The following is a 25,201-nucleotide window of genomic DNA, read 5'->3' as shown; positions in this document are numbered from 1 at the left end:
CGTCTGGCCGTTCAGGCCCGGCAATGGGGCGGTTCATGGTTGTAACAAGGAAATCGTGATGCTTCGACGTTTTGGCAGGGATGCCAGTTCACTGTTGGGGGTGGAAATCGCCTCCGACGCTGTACGTATTGCCCAGTTGCGCCGCTGTCGGGGGCGCTATGAACAGCTTGTCTGGGTCTCTCAGGCCATCGAACCGATTGCGCCTGGTAACGGCTGGCAAGACCCTGAGCGAGTCGTGGTCGCCTTGCGCAGCGCGCTTCGGCAATCTGGCAGTCGCCAGCGCCGGGCAGCGGTGGCGCTGCCAGCCTCGCAAGTGATCTGCAAGCTGTGCCAGCTGCCCATCAATCAGGCCCCGAGCCAGATGGAGGCACAACTGCTGGCGGACGCGGACCGGCTGTTTCCCATTCCCCTTGACGACCTGGTGCTGGATTTTCAGGTGCTGGGTGCTTCGCAGCTGCAGCCAGGTAGCCTGGATGTGTTGGTGGCAGCCAGTCGCCAGAGTGCACTGCAACCTTTGGCCGCGGCGTTCCAGGCCGCAGGGCTGGAGCTGGAGGTGGTGGAGGTAGACAGCATTGCCCTGCGCCGGCTGATGCCACGCCAAGCCAAGGGCGCAGCAGCACTGCTGCGCGTCGAGCCGGGCAGTGCGACGCTGCACGGCTGGCTTGGCGATACGCTGCCATTACGGCGGGAGTTGCTCCTGGAGGTGGGGCCGAGTTTGCCCGGCGATGTATTCGGTGAGGGTAAGGCCCCGGAAGAGGTACTGGTGGTCGGCGCTGCAGCGATCGGGCAAGGCTCTCTCGTGGGGATGAGTGAGAATCTCGGCTTGCCATGCCGGCCCTTGCCGCCTGTAGCAGGGGTGGATTGCAGTGACGACTGCATGGCCCTGGCCTTTGCGCTGGCGATGGGGAGCGTGCACTGATGCTGCGTCTGAATCTGATGCCCTGGCGGGAGCAGCAGCGCCTGGCAGCGCTCCGGCGTTTGCGCCTGATGGTGGTGGGTGCGGCGGTGGTGGCGCTATGTGCCGTGATGCTGATGGATCAGCTGGCCCGGCAGCGCGTTAGGCAGCAGGCCGTTGCCAACAACAGTCAGCAGGCTGCAATCGACGCGCTCGATGCGCAGAGGGCCGAGCATGACCGCGTCATCCGGTCCTATGGCGTGGTGCGTGCACAGGCCGCTGCACTGGCGGGCTTGCGCGCCGACCAAGGGCTGGTGACTGCCGTGTTCGCTGACCTGGAGCGGGCGTTGCCGGAAGGCGTTCAGCTGCGCAAGCTCGAGCTGGAAGGCTCACGGCTGCGCATGCTCGGTGTGGCCGCCTCTGGCGCCGTCGTGGCGCAGTTCATGCGTGAGCTTGAGCGCTCTGGGGTGATGCATGATCTGGAGCTCAAAAGCCTCAAAAGCCAGCCGGGTGGCGATGCGTTTGTGTTGCTGGCTCGTCTGTCGGCGCTCTGGTCTTGAGGCTGTTTGAGCAAGGCGCGTGGCAGGCCCTTGTCGAGCGCTCGCGGTTTGTCCGCTTTGCGCTGCCGTGCGCCGCAGGCCTTATCGTGTTTGGGCTTGGTTGCCTGTTTCGCCTGCCGCACTGGTTGCAGCTCCAGGACGCAGAGCACACCAGGCAGAACCGCTTGCTTCAGGATCATGAAACCAAGGCTGGCGAGGCACTGGCGCTGCCCGGCGCGCGCGAGGCGCTCGATGATGCGCAGCAACTTTTGCAGGATGCTCGCTGGCGCCTTGCTGCCGGGGCCGGCATGAGCGATTTGCTGGACCAGCTGGCCGCCTCAGGGCATGCACACGGCTTGCACTTCGAGCAACTCGAAGTGCGTGATGAGGTAAGGCAGCCCGGCTACAGGCAGACGCCTGTGGACGTGCAGGTGGTCGGGCGTTATTCGGGGCTGCGAATGTGGCTGGACGACTGGCTTGGCCAGGTGCGCCTGTTGCGCGCCGAAGTGCTGCGGCTTGAGCCTGCCGATGAGGAGCCCGGGTTGCTGCGCCTTGGCATGCGGGTCCATGCCTACCAGGCCGACGGTTCAGTGCCCGAACCGGTAGCCCTGGCTGACTCACCTGCACGCGCGCAGGTGCTGCCTGTGGGCGTCGATCCGTTTTCTGCCTGGGCGACGCGTGTTGCCCAAAGAGGGCTTGCCAGCGTCCCGCTGGCACAATTGCAGATGGTCGGCAGCCTGCAGCGGGGGGCGCAGCGCGAAGCGTTGCTGGCGTCGGCAGGGCGCTTGTATCGCGTGCGCCCCGGTGACCGGCTGGGGCGTGGAGGAGGGGTTGTGGTGCTGGTCGGCGAGCGGCAGCTGGAAGTGCGCGAGCGGTTGTTCATAGGGGGCGTGTGGCGCGAGCGCACGGTCATGCTGACGCTCAGGAAGAGCGCCAATACGGAGATCACGGACGGTGATGAAATGGCTGTTGATGTGCATGGCGGTGGCCCTGATACCCAGCCAGCGGTGCCTGGCAGCGCCCTATCGGGGTGAGCCCATATCGCTGAATTTTCAGGATGTCGAGGTGCGCTCGGTGCTTCAGGTGCTGGCCGACTACGCCGGGATCAATCTGGTGGCCAGCGACACGGTGCAAGGCAATGTCACCTTGCGGCTGCACGAAGTCCCCTGGGACCAGGCGCTGGAACTGGTTCTTCGTAGCAAGGGGCTGGCCCGGCGCGAGGAGGGCAATGTGCTGCTGGTGGCGCCCGCCGCCGAGCTGGCCGAGCAATCCCGTGGCGCGCGTATCGGTCAGGAGCTGGATGCGCAGCTGCAACCGTTGCAACGTGAGCTGCTGCCGATCCATCACGCCAAGGCCTCCGACCTTGCCGAGCTGCTGCTGGCAACCCTGGCGGATGACGGCATCCTGACTGGCCGAGGCAGCCTGAGCGTCGACCCGCGCACCAACACCTTGGTGGCCCACCAGCCAGCAGACCGCCTGGCCGAGTTGCGGCAGTTGGTCGCTCAGCTCGATGTGCCGGTACGGCAGGTGGAGATCGAGGCGCGCATCGTGGAGGCCAGTGTCGACTATGAAAAAGGCCTGGGCGTGCGCTGGGGGCGGCAGTTGTACGGGGAAGCGCCGCAACTGGGCAAGGACCTGTTCGTCGATTTGGGCATGGAGCGGGCTGGCGCCAGCCTCGGTGTGGGGCTGTTGCGCGGCGGTGTGCTGCTGGATCTGGAGCTCAGTGCGATGGAAAAGAGCGGCAACGGCGAAATCATCTCCCAGCCCAAAGTGGTCACGGCCGACAAGGAAACCGCCAGGATCCTGAAGGGCACCGAAGTGCCGTACCAGGAAACCAGCAAGAGTGGCGCCACCTCGGTGGCCTTTCGCGAGGCCTCGCTGTCGCTGGAAGTCACGCCACAGATCACCCCGGACGGCAAGGTCATCATGACGGTCAAGGTGACCAAGGACGAGCCTGACTTCGTCAATGCCCTGAACGACGTGCCGCCGATTCGCAAGAACGAGGTCAATGCCAAGGTGCGAGTTGCGGACGGTGAAACCATTGTCATCGGTGGCGTCTATTCGACCACGCAAAACAATGTGGTCGACAAGGTGCCATTTTTCGGCGATCTGCCGTATGTTGGGCGGCTGTTTCGACGCGATGCATTACAAGAGAAAAAATCCGAGCTGCTGGTCTTCCTGACTCCGCGTATCATGAGTGACCAGGCGATTGCTGTGAGTCGTTGATTCTGTGCGAAATTTGATACTTGTAGGGCCCATGGGCGCTGGTAAAAGCACCATCGGGCGCCTGTTGGCCAAAGAGCTGCGCCTGCTGTTCAAGGATTCCGACAAGGAAATCGAACTGCGAACCGGCGCCAACATCCCGTGGATCTTCGATAAAGAAGGCGAACCGGGCTTCCGTGACCGTGAGCAGGCGATGATCGCCGAGCTCTGCGCGCTCGATGGCGTGGTCGTGGCAACCGGCGGCGGTGCGGTAATGCGTGCGGAAAACCGCCAGGCGCTGCACGAGGGCGGCCGGGTGATCTACCTGCATGCCTCGGTGGAGCAACAGGTTGGGCGAACCGCCCGCGATCGCAACCGCCCGTTGCTGCGCACTGCCAACCCGGAAGCGACCCTGCGCGCCTTGCTGGAAGCGCGCGACCCGCTCTACCGCGAGATCGCTGACCTGGTGGTGGAAACCGACGAACGGCCGCCACGCATGGTGGTGCTCGACATTCTCGAGCGCCTGCAGCAGTTGCCGCCCCGCTAAGCCGGGACTATTCTCGGCCAGCGCCGAGGCGAGGTTCAACGTTACCGCGCGGGTCGCACAGCCGGCGCCGCGCCCAAGTACATTGTGGGGATACATGCAGACACTAAAGGTCGACCTCGGCGAGCGTAGCTACCCGATCTACATTGGCGAAGGCCTGCTGGACCAGGCTGAACTGCTGGCGCCGCATATCCGCGGGCGGCAGGTCGCCATCGTTTCCAACGAAACCGTCGCGCCTCTGTATCTCGAACGCCTGAGCAAGACCCTCGGTGCCTACTCGGTGCTGCCGGTGATCCTTCCGGACGGCGAGGCCCACAAGAACTGGGAAACCCTGCAGCTGATCTTCGATGGCCTGCTGACGGCGCGGCATGACCGCCGTACCACCGTGGTAGCCCTCGGCGGCGGCGTGATCGGCGACATGGCCGGCTTTGCGGCGGCCTGCTACCAGCGTGGCGTCGACTTCATCCAGGTGCCGACCACCCTGCTGTCCCAGGTCGACTCCTCGGTCGGCGGCAAGACCGGCATCAACCACCCGCTGGGCAAGAACATGGTCGGTGCCTTCTACCAGCCCAACGCGGTGCTGATCGACACCACCAGCCTCAAGACGCTGCCTGCGCGCGAGCTGTCGGCAGGCCTGGCCGAAGTGATCAAGTACGGCCTGATCTGTGACAAGCCGTTCCTGGCCTGGCTCGAAGACAATATGCAGGCCCTGCGTGCCCTGGAGCCTGCTGCACTGACCGAGGCGATCAGCCGCTCCTGCGCTGCCAAGGCTGCCGTGGTCGGCGCCGACGAACGTGAGTCCGGCGTGCGTGCCACGCTGAACCTGGGCCACACCTTCGGCCATGCCATCGAAACCCACATGGGCTACGGTGTATGGCTGCACGGCGAAGCCGTGGCTGCGGGCACGGTGATGGCCCTGGAAATGTCCATGCGCCTGGGCTGGATCGACCAGGCCGAGCGAGATCGCGCAATCCGCCTGCTGCAGGACGCAGGTTTGCCGGTGGTGCCACCACAGGAAATGACCCCGGCGCATTTCATGGAGCATATGGCGGTCGACAAGAAGGTACTCGATGGCCGCCTGCGCCTGGTGCTGCTGCGCCAGCTGGGCGAGGCCGTGATCACCGACGACTATCCGAAAGAGATTCTTCAGGCCACGCTGTCGGCGGATTACCGCGCGATCGTGGCCCAGCTTTGAGGTTGTGACAGCGTAATGACCAGTTTGCATGCCGATGAGGCGTTCCTCGAACATTACCAGTTGAGCCACGATCCGTTCGCGCCGCGTGTGCCCGGCTTCAAGTTCTTCCCCGCCCAGCGCAAGCCGGTGCTGGGCCAGTTGCATCACCTGGCGCGCTACAGCCAGCTGATGCTGGTGGTCACAGGCCCCGTGGGCAGCGGCAAGACCCTGTTGCGCCAGGCCCTGGTGGCCAGTACCAACAAACAGTCGGTGCTGAGCGTGGTGGTATCTGCCCGCGGCGCCAGCGATGCCGCCAGTGTGCTTGGCCAGGTGGCGCAAACACTGGAAGTGGCCCAGCCAGAAGTGCAGGCGATCCTGAACAAGGTGGTGCAACTGGCACTGACCGGGCAGGAAGTCTATCTGCTGGTTGACGATGCGGAACAACTCGACGAGTCGGCACTCCAAGCGTTGCTGGAACTGGCGGCTGGGCTACCAGAAGGGCGCCCGCACGTGTTCCTGTTCGGCGAGCCGTCGCTGATTGCCGGGTTGGACGAGATCCAGGTCGAGGAAGAGCGCTTCCACGTCATAGAGCTCGCCCCGTACAGCGAGGAAGAAACCCGCGAGTACCTGGAGCAACGCCTGGAAGGCGCTGGCCGGGGCATCGAGGTGTTCAGCCGTGAACAGCTAGTCGATATTCATGAAAACTCCGACGGATGGCCTGGCAACATCAACCAGGTCGCCCGCGATACTTTGATCGAAGCCATGATCGCCAGCCGTACCACGGTCAAGCGACCATCCATGGGGTTCAAAATGCCTAAGAAACACGTGCTCGCGCTGTCCGCTGTCGTCGTGGTGGCCGTAGGTGCTGCGGTGCTGATGCCTAAAAAGGGCGACAAGGCCCCTGCCGAGGCGCCTGTGGCCCAGGCCCAGCTGCCATTGGGCGAGGGCCAACCAGGTGGCGCCCAATCGAACAACGGTAACCCGGCCATCGAGTTCTCCGGCCAGTCGCAGCCGATGCCGCTGCCGCTGGTGGGCCAGTCCCAGCCGGTGATGCGCGAGCCGCTGGCGCAAGCTGCCGGCATGGGTGATGGCGAAGAGGGTGGCCCTGCCGGTGATACCGCCTTGCAGCCTGGCAACCCGCCGACCGTGACCACCATCGCGCCACCCCAGGGCGTGCCTGCCGGCCCGGCGCCGAGCATGGCCCAGGCTACCGCGCCGGTACAGCCGGTGCAGCCGGTTGCGCCTGCGCCGAAACCTGTCGCTACCCAGCCTGCCAAGCCGGTTGCGCCTGCCAAGCCGGCATCGGCACCGACTCAGGTCGCTACCGCCAAGCCAGCCGCCAAGCCGGTGGAAAAACCGGCTGCCGGCGGCACCGGCAGCAGTGGCTGGTACTCGGGCCAGAAGCCTGGCAACTATGTGGTGCAGATCCTCGGCACCAGTTCCGAGGCGTCGGCCCAGGCCTTCGTCAAGGCACAGGGTGGCGAGTATCGCTACTTCAAGAAAAACCTGCAGGGCAAGCCACTGTATGTGGTCACCTACGGCAACTTTGCCAACCGCGACGCAGCGGTTGCGGCAATCAAGAACTTGCCAGCGAAGGTCCAGGCTGGTAAACCTTGGCCACGTACCGTTGCCAGCGTCCAACAAGAGCTGGCTTCGGCCCGCTGATACCTGCCGGGCGGCATCACCCCCGCCGCCCAGTTGCTGAGCGATTAACGACATTCGAATAGCCTGCTGCGCCTGAGCGCGGCAGGCTTTTCTGTCCCAGACTGCCGGCCACAAGCCTCTGTTGCAGTCATGGCTGAAACGCTTCAGACTCGAACCAAGCCGCTATCACGGCGTACGGCGCAAAACATTCAAAATTGCGACATAAATTTTCAATGGTGAGACATGAAAATTTGTGGGTATGACTGTCGCTGTGCAACAATGGTTTTCCATGGCCACCGCAAAAAAGCTGGCATTTGATCGGCGTGGATGGTAAGTGGTTGTACATAAAAGAGATTTACCTCCGGTTGAGAGGTGAACCTGGTGAGAAAGTGTCTATGAAAACAGGTCTGTACCATCCCGAAGAATTCAAGGACAACTGTGGTTTTGGCCTGATCGCCCATATGACGGGCGAACCGAGCCACCACCTTCTGCAAACCGCCATGCAGGCACTGACCTGCATGACCCACCGCGGCGGCATCAACGCCGACGGCAAGACCGGTGACGGTTGCGGTCTGCTCATGCAGAAGCCTGATCAATTCCTGCGTGCCGTGGCCCAGGAACACTTCGCCGTCGAGCTGCCCAAGCAGTACGCCGTCGGCATGGTGTTCTTCAACCAGGACCCGGTCAAAGCCGAAGCTGCCCGCGCCAACATGGACCGCGAAATCGTCGCTGCCGGCCTGAAGCTGGTCGGCTGGCGCAAGGTCCCGATCGACACCAGCGTGCTCGGTCGCCTGGCTTTGGAGCGCCTGCCGCAGATCGAGCAGGTGTTCATCGGCGGTGAAGGCCTGAGCGATCAGGAATTCGCCATCAAGCTGTTCAGTGCCCGTCGCCGTTCGTCCGTGGCCAACGCCCACGACGCCGACCACTACATCTGCAGCTTCTCGCACAAGACCATCATCTACAAAGGCCTGATGATGCCGCGCGATCTCGCGGCGTTCTACCCAGACCTGGGTGACGAGCGCCTGCAAACTGCGATCTGCGTGTTCCACCAGCGCTTCTCCACCAACACCCTGCCGAAATGGCCGCTGGCGCAGCCATTCCGCTTCCTCGCCCACAACGGCGAGATCAACACCATCACCGGCAACCGCAACTGGGCCATGGCCCGTCGCACCAAGTTCGCCAACGACCTGATCCCCGACCTCGAAGAGCTCGGCCCGCTGGTCAACCGTGTCGGTTCCGACTCCTCGAGCATGGACAACATGCTGGAGCTGATGGTCACCGGCGGCATCGACCTGTTCCGCGGCGTGCGCATGCTGGTACCGCCAGCCTGGCAGAACGTCGAGACCATGGACGCCGACCTGCGCGCCTTCTACGAATACAACTCCATGCACATGGAGCCGTGGGACGGCCCGGCCGGTATCGTCATGACCGAAGGCCGCCACGCGGTGTGCCTGCTCGACCGTAACGGCCTGCGCCCGGCGCGCTGGGTGACGACCACCAATGGCTACATCACCATCGCCTCGGAAATCGGCGTGTGGGGCTACCAGCCTGAGGAAGTGTTGGCCAAGGGCCGTGTCGGCCCGGGCCAGATTCTCGCCGTGGACACCGAGACCGGCCAGATCCTCGACACCGACGCCATCGACAACCGCCTGAAGTCGCGCCACCCGTACAAGCGCTGGCTGCGTCAGCACGCCCTGCGCATCCAGGCGACCCTGACCGACGACCAGGGCGTGGCCAGCTACGACGCTGACCAGCTCAAGCAGTACATGAAGATGTTCCAGGTCACCTTCGAAGAGCGTGACCAGGTGCTGCGCCCACTCGGCGAGCAGGGCCAGGAAGCGGTCGGCTCGATGGGTGACGACACGCCGATGGCCGTGCTGTCGCAGCGCGTGCGTTCGCCGTACGACTTCTTCCGCCAGCAGTTCGCCCAGGTGACCAACCCGCCGATCGACCCGCTGCGCGAAGCGATCGTCATGTCCCTGGAAATCTGCCTGGGCGCCGAGCGCAACATCTTCCAGGAGTCCCCGGAGCACGCTTCGCGGGTGATCCTCAGCTCCCCGGTCATCTCGCCCGCCAAGTGGCGTTCGCTGATGAACCTGGAGCGCGAAGGCTTCGACCGCCAGCTGATCGACCTCAACTATGACGAGAGCGTCGGCCTGGAAGCGGCCATCCGCAACATCGCCGACCAGGCTGAAGAAGCCGTGCGCGGCGGCAAGACCCAGCTGGTGCTGAGCGACCGCTATATCGCCCCGGGCAAACTGCCGGTGCACGCGTCGCTGGCCGTGGGTGCCGTGCACCACCGCCTGACCGAGCAGGGCCTGCGTTGCGACAGCAACATCCTGGTCGAAACCGCCACTGCCCGTGACCCGCACCACTTCGCCGTGCTGCTGGGCTTCGGTGCCTCGGCCGTGTACCCGTACCTGGCCTACGAAGTGCTGGCCGACCTGATCCGTACCGGTGAAGTGCTGGGCGATCTGGACGAAGTCTTCAAGTACTACCGCAAAGGCATCTCCAAGGGCCTGCTGAAGATCCTGTCGAAGATGGGTATCTCCACCATCGCCTCGTACCGTGGCGCCCAGCTGTTCGAAGCCGTGGGCCTGGCCGAGGAAGTGGTCGGCCTGAGCTTCAAGGGCGTGTCCAGCCGCATCAAGGGTGCGCGCTTCGTCGACCTCGAAGGCGACCAGAAGCTGCTGGCAGCCGAAGCCTGGAGCGCGCGCAAGCCGATCCAGCAAGGTGGCCTGCTGAAGTTCGTCCACGGTGGCGAATACCATGCCTACAACCCGGACGTGGTCAACACCCTGCAGGCCGCCGTGCAGCAGGGCGACTACGCCAAGTTCAAGGAATACACCACGCTGGTCGACCAGCGCCCGGTGTCGATGATCCGCGACCTGCTGAAAGTGAAGGTGGCCGACGAGGCCCTGCCGCTGGACCAGATCGAGCCGCTGGAGGCCATCCTCAAGCGTTTCGACTCCGCCGGTATCTCGCTGGGCGCGCTGTCGCCGGAAGCACACGAAGCCCTGGCCGAGGCGATGAACCGCCTGGGCGCACGCTCCAACTCCGGTGAGGGCGGTGAAGACCCGTCGCGCTACGGCACCATCAAGAGCTCGAAGATCAAGCAGGTGGCCACCGGCCGCTTTGGCGTGACCCCGGAATACCTGGTCAACGCTGAAGTGCTGCAGATCAAGGTTGCCCAGGGCGCCAAGCCCGGCGAGGGCGGCCAGCTGCCAGGCGGCAAGGTCAACGGCCTGATCGCCAAGCTGCGCTATGCGGTACCGGGCGTGACCCTGATTTCGCCACCGCCGCACCACGACATCTACTCGATCGAAGACCTGGCCCAGCTGATCTACGACCTCAAGCAGGTCAACCCGCAGGCTCTGGTTTCGGTCAAGCTGGTAGCTGAGGCTGGCGTTGGCACCATCGCCGCCGGCGTGGCCAAGGCCTATGCCGACCTGATCACCATCTCCGGTTACGACGGTGGTACAGGTGCTTCGCCGCTGACCTCGATCAAGTACGCTGGCGCCCCGTGGGAACTGGGCCTGGCTGAAACTCACCAGACCCTGCGTGGCAACGACCTGCGCGGCAAGGTGCGGGTACAGACCGACGGCGGCCTGAAAACCGGCCTGGACGTGATCAAGGCAGCCATCCTCGGCGCCGAGAGCTTCGGCTTCGGCACCGCGCCGATGATCGCCCTGGGCTGCAAGTACCTGCGCATCTGCCACCTGAACAACTGCGCCACCGGCGTAGCCACGCAGAACGACAAGCTGCGCAAGGACCACTACATCGGCACCGTCGACATGGTGATCAACTTCTTCACCTTCGTCGCCGAGGAAACCCGTGAGTGGCTGGCCAAGCTGGGCGTGCGCAGCCTCGGCGAGCTGATCGGCCGTACCGACCTGCTTGACGTGCTGCCGGGCGACACCGAGCGCCAGCAGTACCTGGACCTGACCCCGCTGCTGGGCAGCTCGCACATCCCGGCCGACAAGCCGCAGTTCTGCGAAGTCGACAAGAACCCGCCGTTCGACAAGGGCGAGCTGGCCGAGAAGATGGTCGAGATGGCCCTGCCGGCGATCCGCGACCAGGCCGGTGGCGAGTTCAGCCTCGACATCTGCAACTGCGACCGTTCCATCGGTGCCCGTATCTCTGGCGAAATCGCCAAGCTGTACGGCAACCAGGGCATGGCCGACAAGCCGATCACCTTCCGCTTCAAGGGTACTGCCGGGCAGAGCTTCGGCGTGTGGAACGCTGGTGGCCTGAACTTGCATCTGGAAGGCGACGCCAACGATTACGTCGGCAAGGGCATGACCGGTGGCAAGGTCACCATCGTGCCGCCAACCGGCAGCCCGTTTGCAACCCAGCACAGTGCCATCGTCGGCAACACCTGCCTGTACGGCGCCACCGGTGGCAAGCTGTTCGCCGCTGGTACCGCGGGCGAACGCTTCGCTGTGCGTAACTCCGGCGCCCACGCTGTTGTCGAGGGTACTGGCGATCACTGCTGTGAATACATGACCGGCGGCTTTGTCTGCGTTCTGGGCAAGACCGGTTACAACTTCGGTTCTGGCATGACTGGCGGCTTCGCCTACGTGCTCGACATGGACAACAGCTTCGTCGACAAACTCAACCACGAGCTGGTGGAAATCCAGCGCATCAGTGGTGAGGCGATGGAAGCCTACCGCAGCCACCTGGCGCGGGTCCTTGGCGAATACGTGGAAGAGACCGGCAGCGAGTGGGGGCGTGAGCTCTTCGAGAACCTGGACGACTATGTGCGGCGCTTCTGGCTGGTCAAGCCGAAGGCGGCCAACCTCAAGCAACTGCTGTCCAGCACCCGTGCCAACCCGCAGTAAGAACAGCTGCAAGTGACGGCCCCGTGCGCGGGGCCCGTCGTGCTCAAGTGATCGTCTTGCAGCTTGCAGCCTGAGGCTGGCAACTGCGGTAAAGAGGTTTTGAAAAATGGCTGAACGTCTGAACAACGACTTCCAGTTCATCGAAGTGGGCCGCAAGGACCCGAAGAAAAAGCTGCTGCGCCAGCGCAAGAAGGAGTTCGTGGAAATCTACGAACCGTTCAAGCCGCAGCAGTCCGTGGAGCAGGCGCACCGCTGCCTGGGCTGCGGTAACCCGTATTGCGAATGGAAGTGCCCGGTACACAACTTCATCCCCAACTGGCTGAAGCTGGTCTCCGAAGGCAACATTCTGGCGGCGGCCGAACTGTCGCACCAGACCAACACCCTGCCTGAAGTGTGCGGCCGTGTGTGCCCGCAGGACCGCCTGTGCGAGGGTGCCTGCACCCTGAACGACGGTTTTGGCGCGGTGACCATCGGCTCGGTCGAGAAGTACATCACCGACACCGCTTTCGCCATGGGCTGGCGCCCGGACATGTCCAAGGTCAAGCCAACCGGCAAGCGCGTCGCCATCATTGGCGCCGGTCCCGCTGGCCTGGGTTGTGCCGACGTGCTGGTGCGTGGCGGCGTGACCCCGGTGGTGTTCGACAAGAACCCGGAAATCGGCGGCCTGCTGACCTTCGGCATCCCCGAGTTCAAGCTGGAAAAGACCGTGCTGAGCAATCGCCGCGAAGTCTTCACCGGCATGGGCATCGAGTTCCGCCTGAACACCGAGGTGGGCAAGGACATCACCATGGAACAGCTGCTCGCCGAGTACGACGCGGTGTTCATGGGCATGGGCACCTACACCTACATGAAGGGTGGTTTCCCGGGTGAAGACCTGCCTGGCGTGCACGACGCGCTGGACTTCCTGATCGCCAACGTCAACCGCAACCTCGGCTTCGAGAAGTCGCCGGAAGACTTCGTCGACATGCAGGGCAAGAAGGTCGTGGTGCTGGGCGGTGGCGACACCGCGATGGACTGCAACCGCACCTCGATCCGCCAGGGCGCCAAGTCGGTGACCTGCGCCTATCGCCGTGACGAAGCCAACATGCCGGGTTCGCGCAAAGAGGTGAAGAACGCCAAGGAAGAGGGCGTGAAGTTCCTCTACAACCGCCAGCCCATCGCTATCGTCGGCGAGGACAAGGTCGAAGGCGTGAAGGTGGTCGAGACCCGTCTCGGCGAGCCGGATGCCCGTGGCCGTCGCAGCCCCGAGCCGATCCCGGGTTCCGAAGAGATCCTGCCGGCCGACGCCGTGGTGATCGCCTTCGGCTTCCGCCCCAGCCCGGCACCGTGGTTCGAGCAGCATGGCATCCAGCTGGACAGCCAGGGTCGCGTGGTGGCACCGGAGAAAGCCAAGTTCAAGCACCAGACCAGCAACCCGAAAGTGTTCGCCGGTGGCGACATGGTGCGCGGTTCGGACCTGGTGGTGACGGCGATCTTCGAAGGCCGTAACGCTGCCGAAGGCATCCTGGACTACCTCGAAGTCTGATCCATCGCATTCGCGGGCAAGCCCGCTCCCACAGGATGATGTGCATATCCTGTGAGAGCGGACTTGCCCGCGAAGCTTTTTTGTATACAAAATCGTTTGATCTGTGGCACCCAATAGACAAAACGCATGGTCTTGACCGTGCCTTTTGCGCTGGCGTCTGAGAAAATGCCCGCACTATTTTTCCGGATGCCGACATGACTGCCCTGAAGAACGATCGTTTCCTGCGTGCACTGCTCAAGCAACCCGTAGACGTCACCCCTGTCTGGATGATGCGCCAGGCCGGCCGTTACCTGCCGGAGTACCGCGCCAGCCGCGCCAAGGCCGGTGATTTCATGAGCCTGTGCATGAACCCGCAGTTCGCCTGCGAGGTCACCCTGCAGCCGCTGGACCGCTACCCGCTGGACGCGGCGATCCTGTTCTCGGACATCCTCACCATCCCTGACGCCATGGGCCTGGGCCTGTACTTCGAAACCGGCGAAGGCCCGCGTTTCAAGAAGGTCATCAGCACCCCTGCCGACATCGAAGCGCTGCCGATCCCTGACCCGCAGAAAGACCTCGGCTACGTGATGGACGCGGTCAGCACCATCCGCCGCGAGCTCAACGGCCGCGTCCCGTTGATCGGCTTCTCCGGCAGCCCATGGACCCTGGCCACCTACATGGTCGAAGGCGGCTCGTCGAAGGACTTCCGCAAGACCAAGGCCATGGCCTACGACAACCCGCAAGCCTTGCACCTGCTGCTGGACAAGCTGGCCCAGTCGGTCACCAGCTACCTCAACGGGCAGATCCTCGCGGGTGCCCAGGCGGTGCAGATCTTCGACACCTGGGGCGGCAACCTGTCGGCGGCGGCCTACCAGGAGTTCTCCCTGGCTTACATGCGCAAGATCGTCAGCGGCCTGATTCGCGAGCACGAAGGGCGCAAGGTGCCGGTAATTCTGTTCACCAAGAACGGCGGCCTTTGGCTGGAAAGCATCGCCGAAGCCGGCGCCGACGCGCTGGGCCTGGACTGGACCTGCGAAATCGGCGACGCCCGCCGCCGCGTCGGTGACAAAGTGGCCCTGCAGGGCAACATGGACCCGACCGTGCTGTACGCCAAGCCAGAAGCTATCCGCAACGAAGTCGCGCGCATTCTGGCCAGTTATGGCCACGGCACTGGCCATGTATTCAACCTGGGCCATGGCATCACACCAGAAGTCGACCCGGAGCATGCGGGTGTGTTCATCAACGCCGTGCATGAACTGTCGGCGCAGTACCACCAGTAAGCGCCCTGAAACGAAAAGCCCGGCCAAGTGCCGGGCTTTTTGTTGAGCTGACTTTAGGGCCCTTTCGCGGGCACGCCCGCTCCCACAGGTACAGCGCTGACCTAAAGTGAGGCGCGGTCCCTGTGGGAGCGGGCGTGCCCGCGAATGCTTCACACCGATTTTGGCGGTAGCTTGCTCAGGTGCAGGGCCACCAGCAACGCCACCGCCAGCAGGCTGCCGATGAACAAGCCGATGCCGTTCCACCCCCATTGATGCCAGAACACCCCGCCCGCCGTACCGGCCACGCTGGACCCTGCGTAATAACTGAACAGGTACAGCGACGAAGCCTGCCCCTTGGCCTTCAGCGCCCGACGGCCGATCCAGCTGCTGGCCACCGAATGCGCGCCGAAGAAGCCGAAGGTGAACACCAGCATGCCGACAATCACCAGCGCCAGCGGGTTGGCCAGGGTCATCAGCAAGCCGCCTGCCATGACCACGATACTGGCCCAGAACACCTTGCGCCGGCCCAGCTTGTCAGCCAGTGCGCCAACTTGCGCCGAGCTATAGATGCCCGACAGGTACACCACCGACAACAAGCCGACCAGCGCCTGGTTCATGTGGTAAGGCTCGGCCAGCAGGCGGTAGCCGATGTAGTTGAACAGAGTGACGAAGGCGCCCATCAGCAGGAAGGCTTCGAGGAACAGCCACGGCAGCCCGGCATCCTTGAAGTGCATGACGAAGCCATTGAGCAGGTTGCGTGGACTCATCAGCTGCGGGCGGAAGTTGCGCGACTCGGGCAGCACTTTCCAGAACACCAGCGCCGCCACCAGGGCCAGGCCGCCGATGGTCAGCATCGCCGTGTGCCAGCTGACGAAGTCGATCAGCACACCGGTGATCAACCGCCCGCTCATGCCGCCGATGGCGTTGCCACCAATGTACAGGCCCATGGCCAGGCCGATGTGCTGCGGGTGGATCTCTTCGCTCAGGTAGGTCATCGCCACCGCTGCCAGGCCGCTCAGCGACAGGCCGACCAAGGCGCGGGTGGCCAGTACCAGTTCCCAGCTCGGCATCACCGCGCTGGCCAGGGTCGACAGGGCGGCGCAGACCAAGGCAAAGACCATGACCGGCTTGCGGCCGATGCGGTCGGAGATCGGGCCGGTGATCAACAGGCCGAACGCCAACATCGCGGTCGACACCGAGAGCACCAGGCTGCTCTGCGCCGCGTTGATGGAAAATTCCTTCGACAGCAGCGGCATCATCGGCTGCACGCAGTACAGCAGGGCGAACGTGGCAAAGCCGCCGCTGAACAGTGCCAGCACGGTCTTCATGAAGGCCGGGGTGCCTTTCTCGATCCACATTTCGTTCAGGGGGGCAGGTTCTGGCTCGGCAGGAAGGGGGGCTACAGCAGTTTTCACGGGCGGTACCTCTGGTGCAATGAAAAAAGCATATAGCTGGCTAATGATTAGATCCAATATATTGTTCGACCTATTTGAGACGTTTAGCGACTTGTTTGGAGCTGATCATGGAACTGCGCCATCTGCGTTACTTCATCGCCGTTGCCGAAGAGCTGCACTTTGGCCGCGCGGCCCAGCAACTGGGCATCTCTCAGCCGCCATTGAGCCAGCAGATCCAGGCACTGGAGCAGGAACTGGGTGCTCGCCTGTTCGAGCGGACCAACCGTCGGGTCGAGCTGAGTGAGGCCGGCCGGCTGTTCCTTGAAGAGGCGCGCCAGGTGCTGGCGCAGGTGGAGAAGGCGGCCGATGTCGCGCGCCGTGCGCAGTTGGGTGAGCTGGGCGAGATGAAGATCGGCTTCACCTCGTCGGCGCCATTCACGTCGAAGATTCCCAAGGCCATCCATGCCTTTCGCCAGCGCTTCCCGGCCGTGCACCTGAACCTCAAGGAAATGAGCAGTCGCGACGTTGCCGAAGGGGTGTTCGACGAATCCATCGAGGTCGGGCTGATGCGGCCGATGCCACTGCCGGAGGGCCTGGTGGCTACCGAACTGTTCCGCGAGCCGCTGGTGGCGGTGATCAACGCCTCGCACCCGTTGGCCGAATGCACCGAGCATGGCGTGCACATGGCCGCCCTGGCCCATGAACCGTTCGTGTTCTTCCCGCGCAGCTATGGCAGCGGATTGCATGCGCAGTTGCTGAGCCTGGCGCGCCAGGCGGGTTTCAACCCGCATTTTGCCCAAGAAGCGGGCGAGGCGATGACCATCATCGGCCTGGTGTCCGCGGGGCTTGGCGTCTCGGTGCTGCCAGCGTCGTTCCAGCGCATGCGTATCGAAGGCGTGGTGTACCGCACGCTGCTGGATGAAGGGGCGATGTCGGCGGTGTGGCTGGTGCAGCGCGAGCGTGGCGGTTCGGCGATGGCCCGGGCGTTCGCCGAGTTGCTCACGGGGCTGATGGCAGGCCAGGGGTGATCTTTGCAGCCTGCGCCGGCCACTGGGCAAATGGCACTGGCCATTGCCGCTGCGCCGCCACATACTCGGGCATTCGTTGATACACGGAGGTCAATCATGCGGCGCGTGGTGTTCAATCAGAAAGGTGGCGTGGGCAAGTCGAGCATCGCTTGCAACCTGGCGGCAGTGAGCGCCAGCGAAGGTTATCGGACCTTGCTGATCGACCTGGATGCCCAGGCCAACTCGACCCAGTACCTGACCGGTCTGACCGGCGACGACATTCCCATGGGTATCGCCGATTTCTTCAAGCAGAGCCTGTCCAGCGGGCCGTTCAGCAAGAAGAACCAGGTCGATATCTACGAAACCCCGTTCGACAACCTGCATGTGGTCACCGCCACGGCGGAGCTGGCCGACCTTCAGCCGAAGCTTGAGGCCAAGCACAAGATCAACAAGCTGCGTAAGTTGCTCGACGAGCTGGACGAGGACTACGAGCGGATCTACATCGACACGCCGCCGGCCCTCAATTTCTATGCGGTTTCCGCATTGATTGCCGCTGATCGCGTGCTGATCCCCTTTGACTGCGACAGTTTCTCGCGCCAGGCGCTATATGGACTGCTGGCCGAGATCGAAGAGCTCAAGGATGACCACAATGAAGACCTGGTGGTCGAAGGCATCGTGGTCAACCAGTTCCAGTCCCGCGCCAGCCTGCCCCAGCAGATGCTCGACGAACTGCTGGCCGAAGGGCTGCCGGTGCTACCGGTATACCTGGGCAGTTCGGTGAAGATGCGTGAATCGCACCATGCTAGCCTGCCGCTGATTCACCTGGAACCGCGGCACAAGCTGACCCAGCAGTTTGTCGAGTTGCACTCGCTGCTCGAAGAGAATGGCTGAAGATCTTCAGCGCCTATGAGACCGAGCGCCGCGCGGGCGGCGCTCGATCTGATAGGCACCAAACAGCTCAAGACATGCGCTTCAGACCCCCTGGCTACGCAGCCACTCCAGCAACGACTGGAGTGGAAACGCCCCGGCCTGGCGGCTGATTTCGCGGCCGTTCTTGAACAGGATCAGGCTGGGTATCGAGCGGATGCCCAGTTGCCCGGCCAGGTTGCGGTTGGCCTCGCTGTCGAGCTTGGCCAGGCGGCAGCGACCGCTGAGCTGGCGGGCGGCCTGTTCGAAGGTCGGAGCGAAGGATTTGCATGGGCCGCACCAGTCGGCCCAGACGTCGATCAGCAGTGGCAGGTCGCCCTTGATCTGGCTGGCATAGTTGGCTTCGCTGAGTTCGAACGGGGTGCTCAGCAGCACGTCCTGCTTGCAGCGCCCGCATTTCGGGTTGTCACCCAGGCGCGCCGCCGGCAGGCGGTTGAGGCCGTTGCAGTGGGGGCAGGGGATTACCAGTGGGTCGGACATGTAGGTTCCTTGAATATTATGAAGAACAGCTGATTTCCAGGTGCTTGCCCCACTCAGGTGGGCGCTCGGCATAGGCCTGCATCCCGGCCTGCTCCTCGAACGGCTTGCTCAGCACCTGGTGCAGGCGGCGCACTTCACTGTAATCCCCCGCTTCGGCCGCTTCTATGGCCTTCTGCGCCAGGTAGTTGCGCAGCACGTACAGCGGGTTCACCGCGTGCATCCGCTCACGGCGGCCTGCGGCATTACTCGCCTCGCGCTCGCAGCGGGCCAGGTAATCCGCGCCCCAGGTGTCGAAGCCGGCGAGGTCGATGAAGTCGTCGCGCACCACCTTGAGCGCTTCGGCGACGGGCTGGTCACCCAGCTTGCGGAAGAACAGGTTGTAGTCCACGCCGCCGCTCTGCATGCGCTGCAGCAGGCGTTCGACCAGCGCCATGTCGTCGTCTTCTGCGGTGGTCAGGCCCAGGCGCCGACGCATCAGGTCCAGATAGTGCGCCTGGTACAGTGGCAGGAACAGCCCCAGTGCCTCTTTCAGCGGTTCCACCTCGATCACCGTGGTCAGGGCCTGGGCCAGGGCGCTGAGGTTCCAGTGGGCAATCGGCACCTGGTTGGCGTAGCTGTAGCGGCCACGGTCGTCGGAATGGTTGCAGATGAAGTTGGCGTCGAAGTCATCGAGGAAGGCGAACGGGCCGAAATCGAAGGTGATGCCGAGGATCGACATGTTGTCGGTGTTCATCACCCCGTGGCAGAAGCCATAGGCCTGCCAGCGGGCGATCAGCTCGGCGTTGCGCTCGACGATGGTACGGAACATGGCCAGGTAAGGCTGCTCGGCATCACGGCACTCGGGGTAGTGCTGCTCCAGCACGTGGTCGATCAGCACGCGCTGCTGTTCCGGTTGCTTGGTGTAGTAGAAGTATTCGAAATGCCCGAAACGAACATGGCTCTGCGCCAGGCGGGTGAGCATGGCCGCGCTCTCGCGGGTTTCGCGCCATACCGGGGTGCTCGAGCCGATCACGCACAGTGCCCGGCTGCTGGGGATGCCGAGGGCATGCAGGGCTTCGGAGGCGAGGAACTCGCGGATCGACGAGCGCAGCACGGCGCGGCCGTCGCCCATGCGCGAATACGGCGTCTGGCCAGCACCCTTGAGGTGCAGGTCCCAGTGCTCGCCCTGGTCATTCAGCCCTTCGGCCAGCAACAGGCCGCGGCCATCGCCCAGGCGCGGGTTGTACGAGCCGAACTGGTGGCCGGAATAGACCATTGCCCGCGGGTCGGCCTGATCCCAGAGCTTGTGGCCGCTGAACAGCTCGGCGAATACCGGCAATTCGGCCTGGGCCGGGTCGAGGTCGAGCAGGGCCATGGCCGACTCGCTCGCCACCACCAGGCGCGGCTCGGCAATCGGCTCGGGCAGGACCTGGGTGGAGAACGCATCGCCCAGGCGGGCGAAGCGGTTGTCGAAGGTGAGTTGGTCGAGGGCTTTCACGGGGCCGGCTCCTGAAGTCGGGACATCGGGGCCGCTTTGCGGCCCTTCGCGGGCAAGCCCGCTCCTACAGGTAATGTGCGGTCTCTGTGGGAGCGGGCTTGCCCGCGAACGAGGGCGAAGCCCTCGCAGGGGATTTGCACAGCATAAAGTATTCGACCCTACTCAGGCCGGTGCCGTGCCATCCGGTTTAGGTTGCTCGATCGGGATCAACTGCTGCTTGCCGCCTTTCTGGTCCATCAGGAACACCTCGACCTGGCGCACCGAGATCTTGATGTCGTGGGCCTTGAACTCGCGGTTGATGTAGCGGTTGATCTCGTCCAGCGTCGGGTTGCGGTCACCCAGGTCACGCACGTGCATGCGCAGTTCGTGGTCCAGCGAGCTCTCGCCGAAGTTGAGGAAGTACACGATCGGCTCCGGGTCCTTGAGTACCCGCGGGTTCTCGTGGGCGCCCTTGAGCAGCAGGTCGCGCACCAGGTCGAGGTCGGAACCGTAGTCGATGCCCAGCTTCAGCGTCACCCGGGTGACCGTGTCGGTCAGCGACCAGTTGATCAGCTGGCCGGTGATGAAGGTCTTGTTGGGGACGATGATGTCCTTGCGGTCGAAATCGGTGATGGTGGTGGCGCGGATGCGGATCTTGCTCACCGTGCCGGACAGGTTGCCGATGGTGATGGTATCGCCGATCCGCACCGGGCGCTCGAACAGGATCATGATGCCGGAGATGAAGTTGGCGAAGATCTCCTGCATGCCGAAGCCCAGGCCCACCGACAGCGCTGCCACCAGCCATTGCAGCTTGTCCCAGCTCACCCCGAGGGTAGACAGGGTGCTGACGATGCCGACGCCGACGATGACATAGGACAGCAAGGTGGTGGTGGCGTACGCACTGCCTTGGGCCAGGTTGAGCCGCGACAGCACCAGGACTTCGAGCAGGCCGGGCAGGTTGCGTGCGAGCGCGAAGGTGATGCCGATGATGACCAGTGCACCGAGGAAGTCGCCCAGGCTGATCGGCACCATGCTGGCAGTGGCGCCGGTACCGCTGGTGTACTCGTACAGGGTGAAATTGTTGAGGTAGGCGAACACCGAGATCAGGTCCGACCACACCCAGTACAGGCCGGCGATGAAGCCGCCGAGCAGGGCCAGGCGGATCAGGCGCAGCGACTGCTGGTTGACCTGTTCGATATCCAGGGTCGGCTCTTCGGTGATGACTTCGCCGTCCAGCCCTTCCTTGGCCGCCTGGCGTTTGCTCAGTGCGCGCTGGTAGGCCAGGCGCCGCGCCGCCACCGACAGGCCACGGACGAAAGCGGCCTCGATCACCAGCCAGAACAGCAGCAGGTAGAGGGTGTAGATCAGTCGGTCGGTCAGTTTCAGTGCGGTGTAGTAGTAGCCGAAGCAGACCGCCACGAACAACGCGATCGGCAGGGCGGTGAAGGCCACCCCGACCGCCTTGCGGAACAGCGAGGTGTCGCGGTGCGCCGGGCTGCTCAGCAGCAGGCGGCTGAGCAGCCAGGCCATCAGGGCGTAGCAGGTCAGCACGATGGCGATGCCCAGCACATCTTCGGCCAGCGCCGAGGGTTGGTGTTCGGCCACCGCCACCACCCCGACCAGGGCCAGCACCACGGTGCCCAGGCGGCGCACCCAGCCGCGCAGGAACTCGACCTGGGGCTTGTGCCAGCGGAAGTGGATTTCCGCCACGCCGCCAGGGGCGAGGATGCGATAAGCGGTGTAGAACACCAGCCAGGCCTGGGCCAGCTGCCACAGGGCGGCGCCCAGGTTGGCGTTCTGGCCACGAGCGTCGATCTGCAGCGCGTAGCTGCACAGTGCCAGGCCCAGGCTGACCGGCATGGCGAGCAGGATGTTGATCAGGATGGCCTGGGGCGTGTGCCACTGGCTGTCACGGCGGAAGTGGCCAATATCCTGGTGCACCTTGCCGAGTCGCTGGTGCAGGTACTTGCGCCGCCACAGCAGGGCGCCGATCACCAGCAGCAACGGCAGGAACAGCAGCGGCCGCTGGCTCAGCCCATCGGCCAGCTCCTTGAGGCCCGAACCCCAAGGCAGGTTGGCCACCTGGTCGGTGAAGCGTGCCGGCACCAGGCTCAGCCACTCCCAGTCCAGTGGCTTGTTGCTGGGGATCCAGAACATCTGCTCTTCGAGCGTGGTGCGCAAGCCCTGGGCAGTGCCGAGCAGCTGCTTCTGGTTGAGCTGCAAGGTGATCGATTCGTTGAGCAGTGCCGACAGCTCGCGGCTGAGGCGTTCGAGCAGGTCGGCGCGGGTAATCATCACCTCCAGCAGCGCCTTGCGCAGCTGCGGGGTAACCTGCTCCTGCGGCTGGCCGACCAGCAGGTTGTCGACGTAGGCGGCCGGACTGCTCATCTGCTCGCGTTGCTGGTTCACCTCGAACTGGTAAAGCCGGATATCGGCAATCTGGTCAGCCAGGTCGCGGTCGACCTTCAGGTGCGGCAGGGCCTGCTTCTGCTTGTAGAGGATCTTGGACAGCAGCAGGCTGCCCTTGAGCACGCTGATCTGTTCGTCCAGGGCCTGGTCGGCCTGGGTCAGGCTGTCGAGCTGCTGCTTGCTGCGCAGGTTCTGCTGGGTCAGCTCGTTGAGGCGGTCGGTGCTCTTGAGCAGGTAGTCGGACAGTTTCAGGTTGGCAGCGCTTTCGTTGGCCAGCAGGGTGCTGCCGCCGGCTTTCTGCGCTTCGATCGATTGCTGGGTGACCGTCTGCTGCGACTGGGCCAGGCGCTTTTCGTTGATCAGCGATTGCAGGTCCTGGATTTCCTGCTCCATCCGCGTGGCGCGCTCGATCAGCAGGTCGTGACGGGCATTGCCCAGGTCCTGCAGCAGGCCGTTGCCGGCCAGCTCCTGGCGGCGCAGCAAGGTCAGGGCATTGAGCGATGCCAGCTCGGCGTTGAGCTTGTTGCGTTGGTCGCTGTTGAGGGGCTTGCCGTTGTCCTTGCCGCTCTTGAGGCTGGAGTTGATCTGCTGGGTACGTGTCTGGTTGTTGCTGATTTCGGCCTGGGCCCGCTCCGGGCGGGTCTGCGAATTGATGATCAGGCTGTTGGCGTCCGACAGTGCCTTTTGCAGTTCGCCTTGCTGCGTGCTGCGCTCGCTGAGCATCTGCTCCAGCTGCGGCACATTCAGGTTGGCGTAGCGCTGGGCCACTGGCAGGGGCTTGCTGGCCTTGAGCTTGATCAGTTCGCGCTGGCTGTCGGCGGTTTCCTTGGGCGCGCCAGCCAATTGCTGCTTGAGTGCCTCAAGCTTCTTTTCGCTGTCTTCCTTGCTGAGCAGCAGCGCCAGGGTCTGTTCCAGCACCTGTTGCTGAGCCTTCTGCTCGGGTGTCTGTTGCGCAGCCTTGGGGTCGGCCTCGGCACCCTTGGGCTGGGAAATCTTGTTCAGGCTGCTCTGGATGCTGGTCGTGGTGGGGAGCTCGGCCGCGCCAGCGGCGAACGAGAGGGACAGGCACAGCCCGAGCAGGGCTGTGCGAAGGTACACGCGCAGGGACATAGGCAGACTACTTGTGGATCCGGCAGAAACGAAGTTTAGAGGAACAATCCTGGTCCGGGTCGCGTTCCTTCGGGGAATCTGACGCCGACTTTCTGGATCTTGTTCCCGTCCATGGTCGCCACCGTCCAGATCGTGCCATGCCATTCGACCTGGTCGCCTACTACTGGAGCGCCTCCGACCTTTTGTCGGATGAACTGCGCCAGCGGCATTTTCGCGTCCAGGCCGTCCAGCTTCAGGCCATAAAGGGCGGCCACCGCGCCCAGCTCGGCATCGCCTTCGAGCACGAAGTCGCCGAAGAAGCGCAGGTCCAGGCCACGCTGGGGTGCCTGGCTGAACAGCTTGCCCAGGGCCGGCAAATTATGTTCGTGGCCGATCACGCAGAGCATGTCGCCGACTTCCAGTACCGTACTGCCGGACGGGTGCAGCAGTTGCTCGGCACGGAACAGCGCGGCGATACGCGTGCCTTCGGGCATTTTCAGCTCGCGCAGGGCGGCGCCGATGCACCACTTTTCCGCACCCAGGCGGTAGACGAACAGCTCCCATTCGCTGGTGACGTGCACTTCCAGCGCAGAGCGCGAGATCGGTGCCGGGTCCGGCGGTACGGTGACTTTCAGCAGTTTGGCCATCCACGGCAGGCTGGTGCCTTGCACCAGCAGCGACACCAGCACGATGAAGAACGCCAGGTTGAAGAACAGCTGGGCGTCCGGCAGGCCGGCCATCAGCGGGAACACCGCCAGGATGATCGGCACCGCGCCGCGCAGGCCGACCCAGGAAATGAAGCCCTTTTCGCGGCCATGGAAGGCCTTGAACGGCAACAGGGCGGCGACCACCGACAGCGGCCGCGCCACCAGGATCATCCACAGCGCCAGGCCCAGCGCCGGCAGGGCGATCGGCAGCAGGTCGTGGGGCGTGACCAGCAGCCCGAGCACCAGGAACATGCCGATCTGTGCCAGCCAGGCCATGCCGTCGAGCATGTGCAGGATGCCGTGGCGGCTGCGGATCGGCTTGTTGCCCAGCACCAGGCCGCACAGGTACACGGCGAGGAAGCCGCTGCCGTGCAGGGCGTTGGTCAGCGAGAACACCACCAGGCCGCCGGCCACCACCAGGATCGGGTACAGGCCGCCGGCCAGGTTGATGCGGTTGACCAGCTGCAGCATCAGCCAGCCGCCGCCCAGGCCAAGCAGGCCGCCGATACCGAACTCGCGTAGCAAGTGGCCCAGCAGGCTCCAGTGCAGGCCGGTCTGGCCGCTGGCGATCATGTCGATCAGGGTGACGGTGAGGAACACCGCCATCGGGTCGTTGCTGCCCGATTCGATTTCCAGCGTGGCAGTAACCCGCTCGTTAAGGCCTTTGCCGCCGAGCAGCGAAAACACCGCCGCGGCGTCGGTGGAGCCGACGATGGCGCCGATCAGCAAGCCCTGGATCAGGCTCAGGTTGAACAGCCAGGCGGCCACCATGCCGGTGAGCGCGGTGGTGATCATCACGCCGACTGTGGCCAGCGACAGCGCCGGCCACAGCGCCACGCGGAAGCTCGCCACCCGGGTGCGCAGGCCGCCGTCGAGGAGGATCACGGCCAGTGCCAGGTTGCCCACCAGGTAGGCGGTCGGGTAGTTGTTGAAGATGATGCCGCCACCATCGACACCGGCGACCATGCCGACGGCGAGGATGATGACCAGAATGGGGATGCCCAGGCGCGACGACAGCGAGCTGACCAGGATACTTGCGCCCACCAGCAATGCGCCGATCAGAAACAGGCTGTTGATGGTGCTGGCATCCAAAGGCAGGTACTCCGGGGTGGCGCGGGGAAAATGACTTG

At 64.0% G+C, this 25,201-nt stretch carries 17 protein-coding genes; 12 read left to right on the top strand and 5 right to left on the bottom strand.

Features of this window, described 5'->3' with window-relative positions; all coding sequences use genetic code 11:
* Positions 1–58: 58 nt before the first annotated feature.
* The 10 genes from pilM (at position 59) to hemE (ending at position 14,623) form a co-directional block, all read left to right on the top strand.
* Positions 59–919 (top strand): type IV pilus biogenesis protein PilM, encoded by an 861-nt coding sequence (gene pilM / locus CAF78_RS07050; protein WP_085677946.1) that lies wholly within the window; start codon positions 59–61, stop codon positions 917–919.
* Complete coding sequence (locus CAF78_RS07045; protein WP_085677947.1) at positions 919–1,455, top strand: PilN domain-containing protein; 537 nt, start codon at positions 919–921, stop codon at positions 1,453–1,455. The genes pilM and CAF78_RS07045 overlap by 1 nt, the downstream gene beginning before the upstream one ends.
* A complete protein-coding gene (locus CAF78_RS07040; protein ID WP_085677948.1) occupies positions 1,452–2,468 on the top strand; it encodes a pilus assembly protein PilP in 1,017 nt (338 codons plus the stop codon). The genes CAF78_RS07045 and CAF78_RS07040 overlap by 4 nt, the downstream gene beginning before the upstream one ends.
* Positions 2,392–3,660, top strand: a complete 1,269-nt coding sequence (locus tag CAF78_RS07035) for a type IV pilus secretin PilQ family protein (RefSeq protein ID WP_085677949.1) — start codon at positions 2,392–2,394, stop codon at positions 3,658–3,660. Before CAF78_RS07040 ends, CAF78_RS07035 begins: the two co-directional genes overlap by 77 nt.
* 4 nt (positions 3,661–3,664) lie before the next feature.
* The gene (aroK, locus tag CAF78_RS07030; RefSeq protein WP_060509908.1) at positions 3,665–4,183 is read left to right on the top strand and encodes a shikimate kinase AroK; all 519 of its coding nucleotides are present in this window, start codon (positions 3,665–3,667) and stop codon (positions 4,181–4,183) included.
* A 94-nt stretch (positions 4,184–4,277) separates the two neighbouring features.
* Complete coding sequence (gene aroB, locus CAF78_RS07025) at positions 4,278–5,375, top strand: 3-dehydroquinate synthase (protein ID WP_085677950.1); 1,098 nt, start codon at positions 4,278–4,280, stop codon at positions 5,373–5,375.
* A 15-nt stretch (positions 5,376–5,390) separates the two neighbouring features.
* Entirely contained in the window at positions 5,391–7,019 is a 1,629-nt protein-coding gene (locus tag CAF78_RS07020; protein WP_085677951.1) for an AAA family ATPase, read from the top strand.
* A gap of 374 nt (positions 7,020–7,393) precedes the next feature.
* Positions 7,394–11,839, top strand: coding sequence for a glutamate synthase large subunit (gltB, locus tag CAF78_RS07015; RefSeq protein WP_085677952.1), 4,446 nt, complete (start codon positions 7,394–7,396; stop codon positions 11,837–11,839).
* Positions 11,840–11,945: 106 nt separating this feature from the next.
* The gene (locus tag CAF78_RS07010) at positions 11,946–13,364 is read left to right on the top strand and encodes an FAD-dependent oxidoreductase (RefSeq protein WP_060484277.1); all 1,419 of its coding nucleotides are present in this window, start codon (positions 11,946–11,948) and stop codon (positions 13,362–13,364) included.
* Positions 13,365–13,558: 194 nt separating this feature from the next.
* A complete protein-coding gene (hemE, locus tag CAF78_RS07005; RefSeq protein WP_085677953.1) occupies positions 13,559–14,623 on the top strand; it encodes a uroporphyrinogen decarboxylase in 1,065 nt (354 codons plus the stop codon).
* 149 nt (positions 14,624–14,772) lie between these two features.
* On the opposite strand, the gene CAF78_RS07000 is transcribed toward hemE, so the two are convergent.
* Positions 14,773–15,960, bottom strand: a complete 1,188-nt coding sequence (locus tag CAF78_RS07000) for an MFS transporter (RefSeq protein WP_256573883.1) — start codon at positions 15,958–15,960, stop codon at positions 14,773–14,775.
* A 164-nt stretch (positions 15,961–16,124) separates the two neighbouring features.
* On the opposite strand from CAF78_RS07000, the gene CAF78_RS06995 reads away from it, so the two are divergent.
* Both CAF78_RS06995 and CAF78_RS06990 read left to right on the top strand, forming a co-directional pair.
* Positions 16,125–17,024 carry a LysR family transcriptional regulator gene (locus CAF78_RS06995; protein ID WP_085677955.1) on the top strand — a complete coding sequence of 300 codons (900 nt, stop codon included), beginning with the start codon at positions 16,125–16,127 and terminating at the stop codon, positions 17,022–17,024.
* Positions 17,025–17,120: 96 nt separating this feature from the next.
* Positions 17,121–17,894, top strand: coding sequence for a ParA family protein (locus tag CAF78_RS06990; RefSeq protein WP_085677956.1), 774 nt, complete (start codon positions 17,121–17,123; stop codon positions 17,892–17,894).
* Between the two features lie 81 nt (positions 17,895–17,975).
* On the opposite strand, the gene trxC is transcribed toward CAF78_RS06990, so the two are convergent.
* From trxC to CAF78_RS06970, 4 genes are all read right to left on the bottom strand, one after another.
* Complete coding sequence (trxC, locus tag CAF78_RS06985) at positions 17,976–18,410, bottom strand: thioredoxin TrxC (protein WP_085677957.1); 435 nt, start codon at positions 18,408–18,410, stop codon at positions 17,976–17,978.
* 16 nt (positions 18,411–18,426) lie between these two features.
* On the bottom strand, positions 18,427–19,887 hold the full coding sequence (selO, locus tag CAF78_RS06980; RefSeq protein ID WP_085677958.1) for a protein adenylyltransferase SelO: 1,461 nt from the start codon (positions 19,885–19,887) through the stop codon (positions 18,427–18,429).
* A 162-nt stretch (positions 19,888–20,049) separates the two neighbouring features.
* Complete coding sequence (gene mscK / locus CAF78_RS06975; RefSeq protein ID WP_085677959.1) at positions 20,050–23,385, bottom strand: mechanosensitive channel MscK; 3,336 nt, start codon at positions 23,383–23,385, stop codon at positions 20,050–20,052.
* 35 nt (positions 23,386–23,420) lie between these two features.
* Positions 23,421–25,163: a potassium/proton antiporter gene (locus tag CAF78_RS06970; RefSeq protein WP_085677960.1), complete on the bottom strand. Its 1,743-nt coding sequence runs from the start codon at positions 25,161–25,163 to the stop codon at positions 23,421–23,423.
* Positions 25,164–25,201 lie beyond the last annotated feature (38 nt).

The sequence above is a fragment of the Pseudomonas sp. R28(2017) genome (assembly GCF_002112505.1).
Lineage (GTDB): Bacteria > Pseudomonadota > Gammaproteobacteria > Pseudomonadales > Pseudomonadaceae > Aquipseudomonas.
The sequence above is the reverse complement of the archived record's forward strand: the minus strand, read 5'-3'. Positions and strand labels throughout refer to the sequence as shown.

Excerpts from the sequence above, each read along its gene's own strand:
- pilM (WP_085677946.1), top strand. The coding sequence starts at position 59 with ATGCTTCGACGTTTTGGCAGGGATGCCAGTTCACTGTTGGGGGTGGAA.
- CAF78_RS07045 (WP_085677947.1), top strand. The coding sequence starts at position 919 with ATGCTGCGTCTGAATCTGATGCCCTGGCGGGAGCAGCAGCGCCTGGCA.
- CAF78_RS07035 (WP_085677949.1), top strand. The coding sequence starts at position 2,392 with ATGAAATGGCTGTTGATGTGCATGGCGGTGGCCCTGATACCCAGCCAG.
- aroB (WP_085677950.1), top strand. The coding sequence starts at position 4,278 with ATGCAGACACTAAAGGTCGACCTCGGCGAGCGTAGCTACCCGATCTAC.
- CAF78_RS07020 (WP_085677951.1), top strand. The coding sequence starts at position 5,391 with ATGACCAGTTTGCATGCCGATGAGGCGTTCCTCGAACATTACCAGTTG.
- gltB (WP_085677952.1), top strand. The coding sequence starts at position 7,394 with ATGAAAACAGGTCTGTACCATCCCGAAGAATTCAAGGACAACTGTGGT.
- CAF78_RS07010 (WP_060484277.1), top strand. The coding sequence starts at position 11,946 with ATGGCTGAACGTCTGAACAACGACTTCCAGTTCATCGAAGTGGGCCGC.
- hemE (WP_085677953.1), top strand. The coding sequence starts at position 13,559 with ATGACTGCCCTGAAGAACGATCGTTTCCTGCGTGCACTGCTCAAGCAA.
- CAF78_RS07000 (WP_256573883.1), bottom strand. The coding sequence starts at position 15,960 with ATGTGGATCGAGAAAGGCACCCCGGCCTTCATGAAGACCGTGCTGGCA.
- CAF78_RS06995 (WP_085677955.1), top strand. The coding sequence starts at position 16,125 with ATGGAACTGCGCCATCTGCGTTACTTCATCGCCGTTGCCGAAGAGCTG.
- CAF78_RS06990 (WP_085677956.1), top strand. The coding sequence starts at position 17,121 with ATGCGGCGCGTGGTGTTCAATCAGAAAGGTGGCGTGGGCAAGTCGAGC.
- trxC (WP_085677957.1), bottom strand. The coding sequence starts at position 18,410 with ATGTCCGACCCACTGGTAATCCCCTGCCCCCACTGCAACGGCCTCAAC.
- mscK (WP_085677959.1), bottom strand. The coding sequence starts at position 23,385 with ATGTCCCTGCGCGTGTACCTTCGCACAGCCCTGCTCGGGCTGTGCCTG.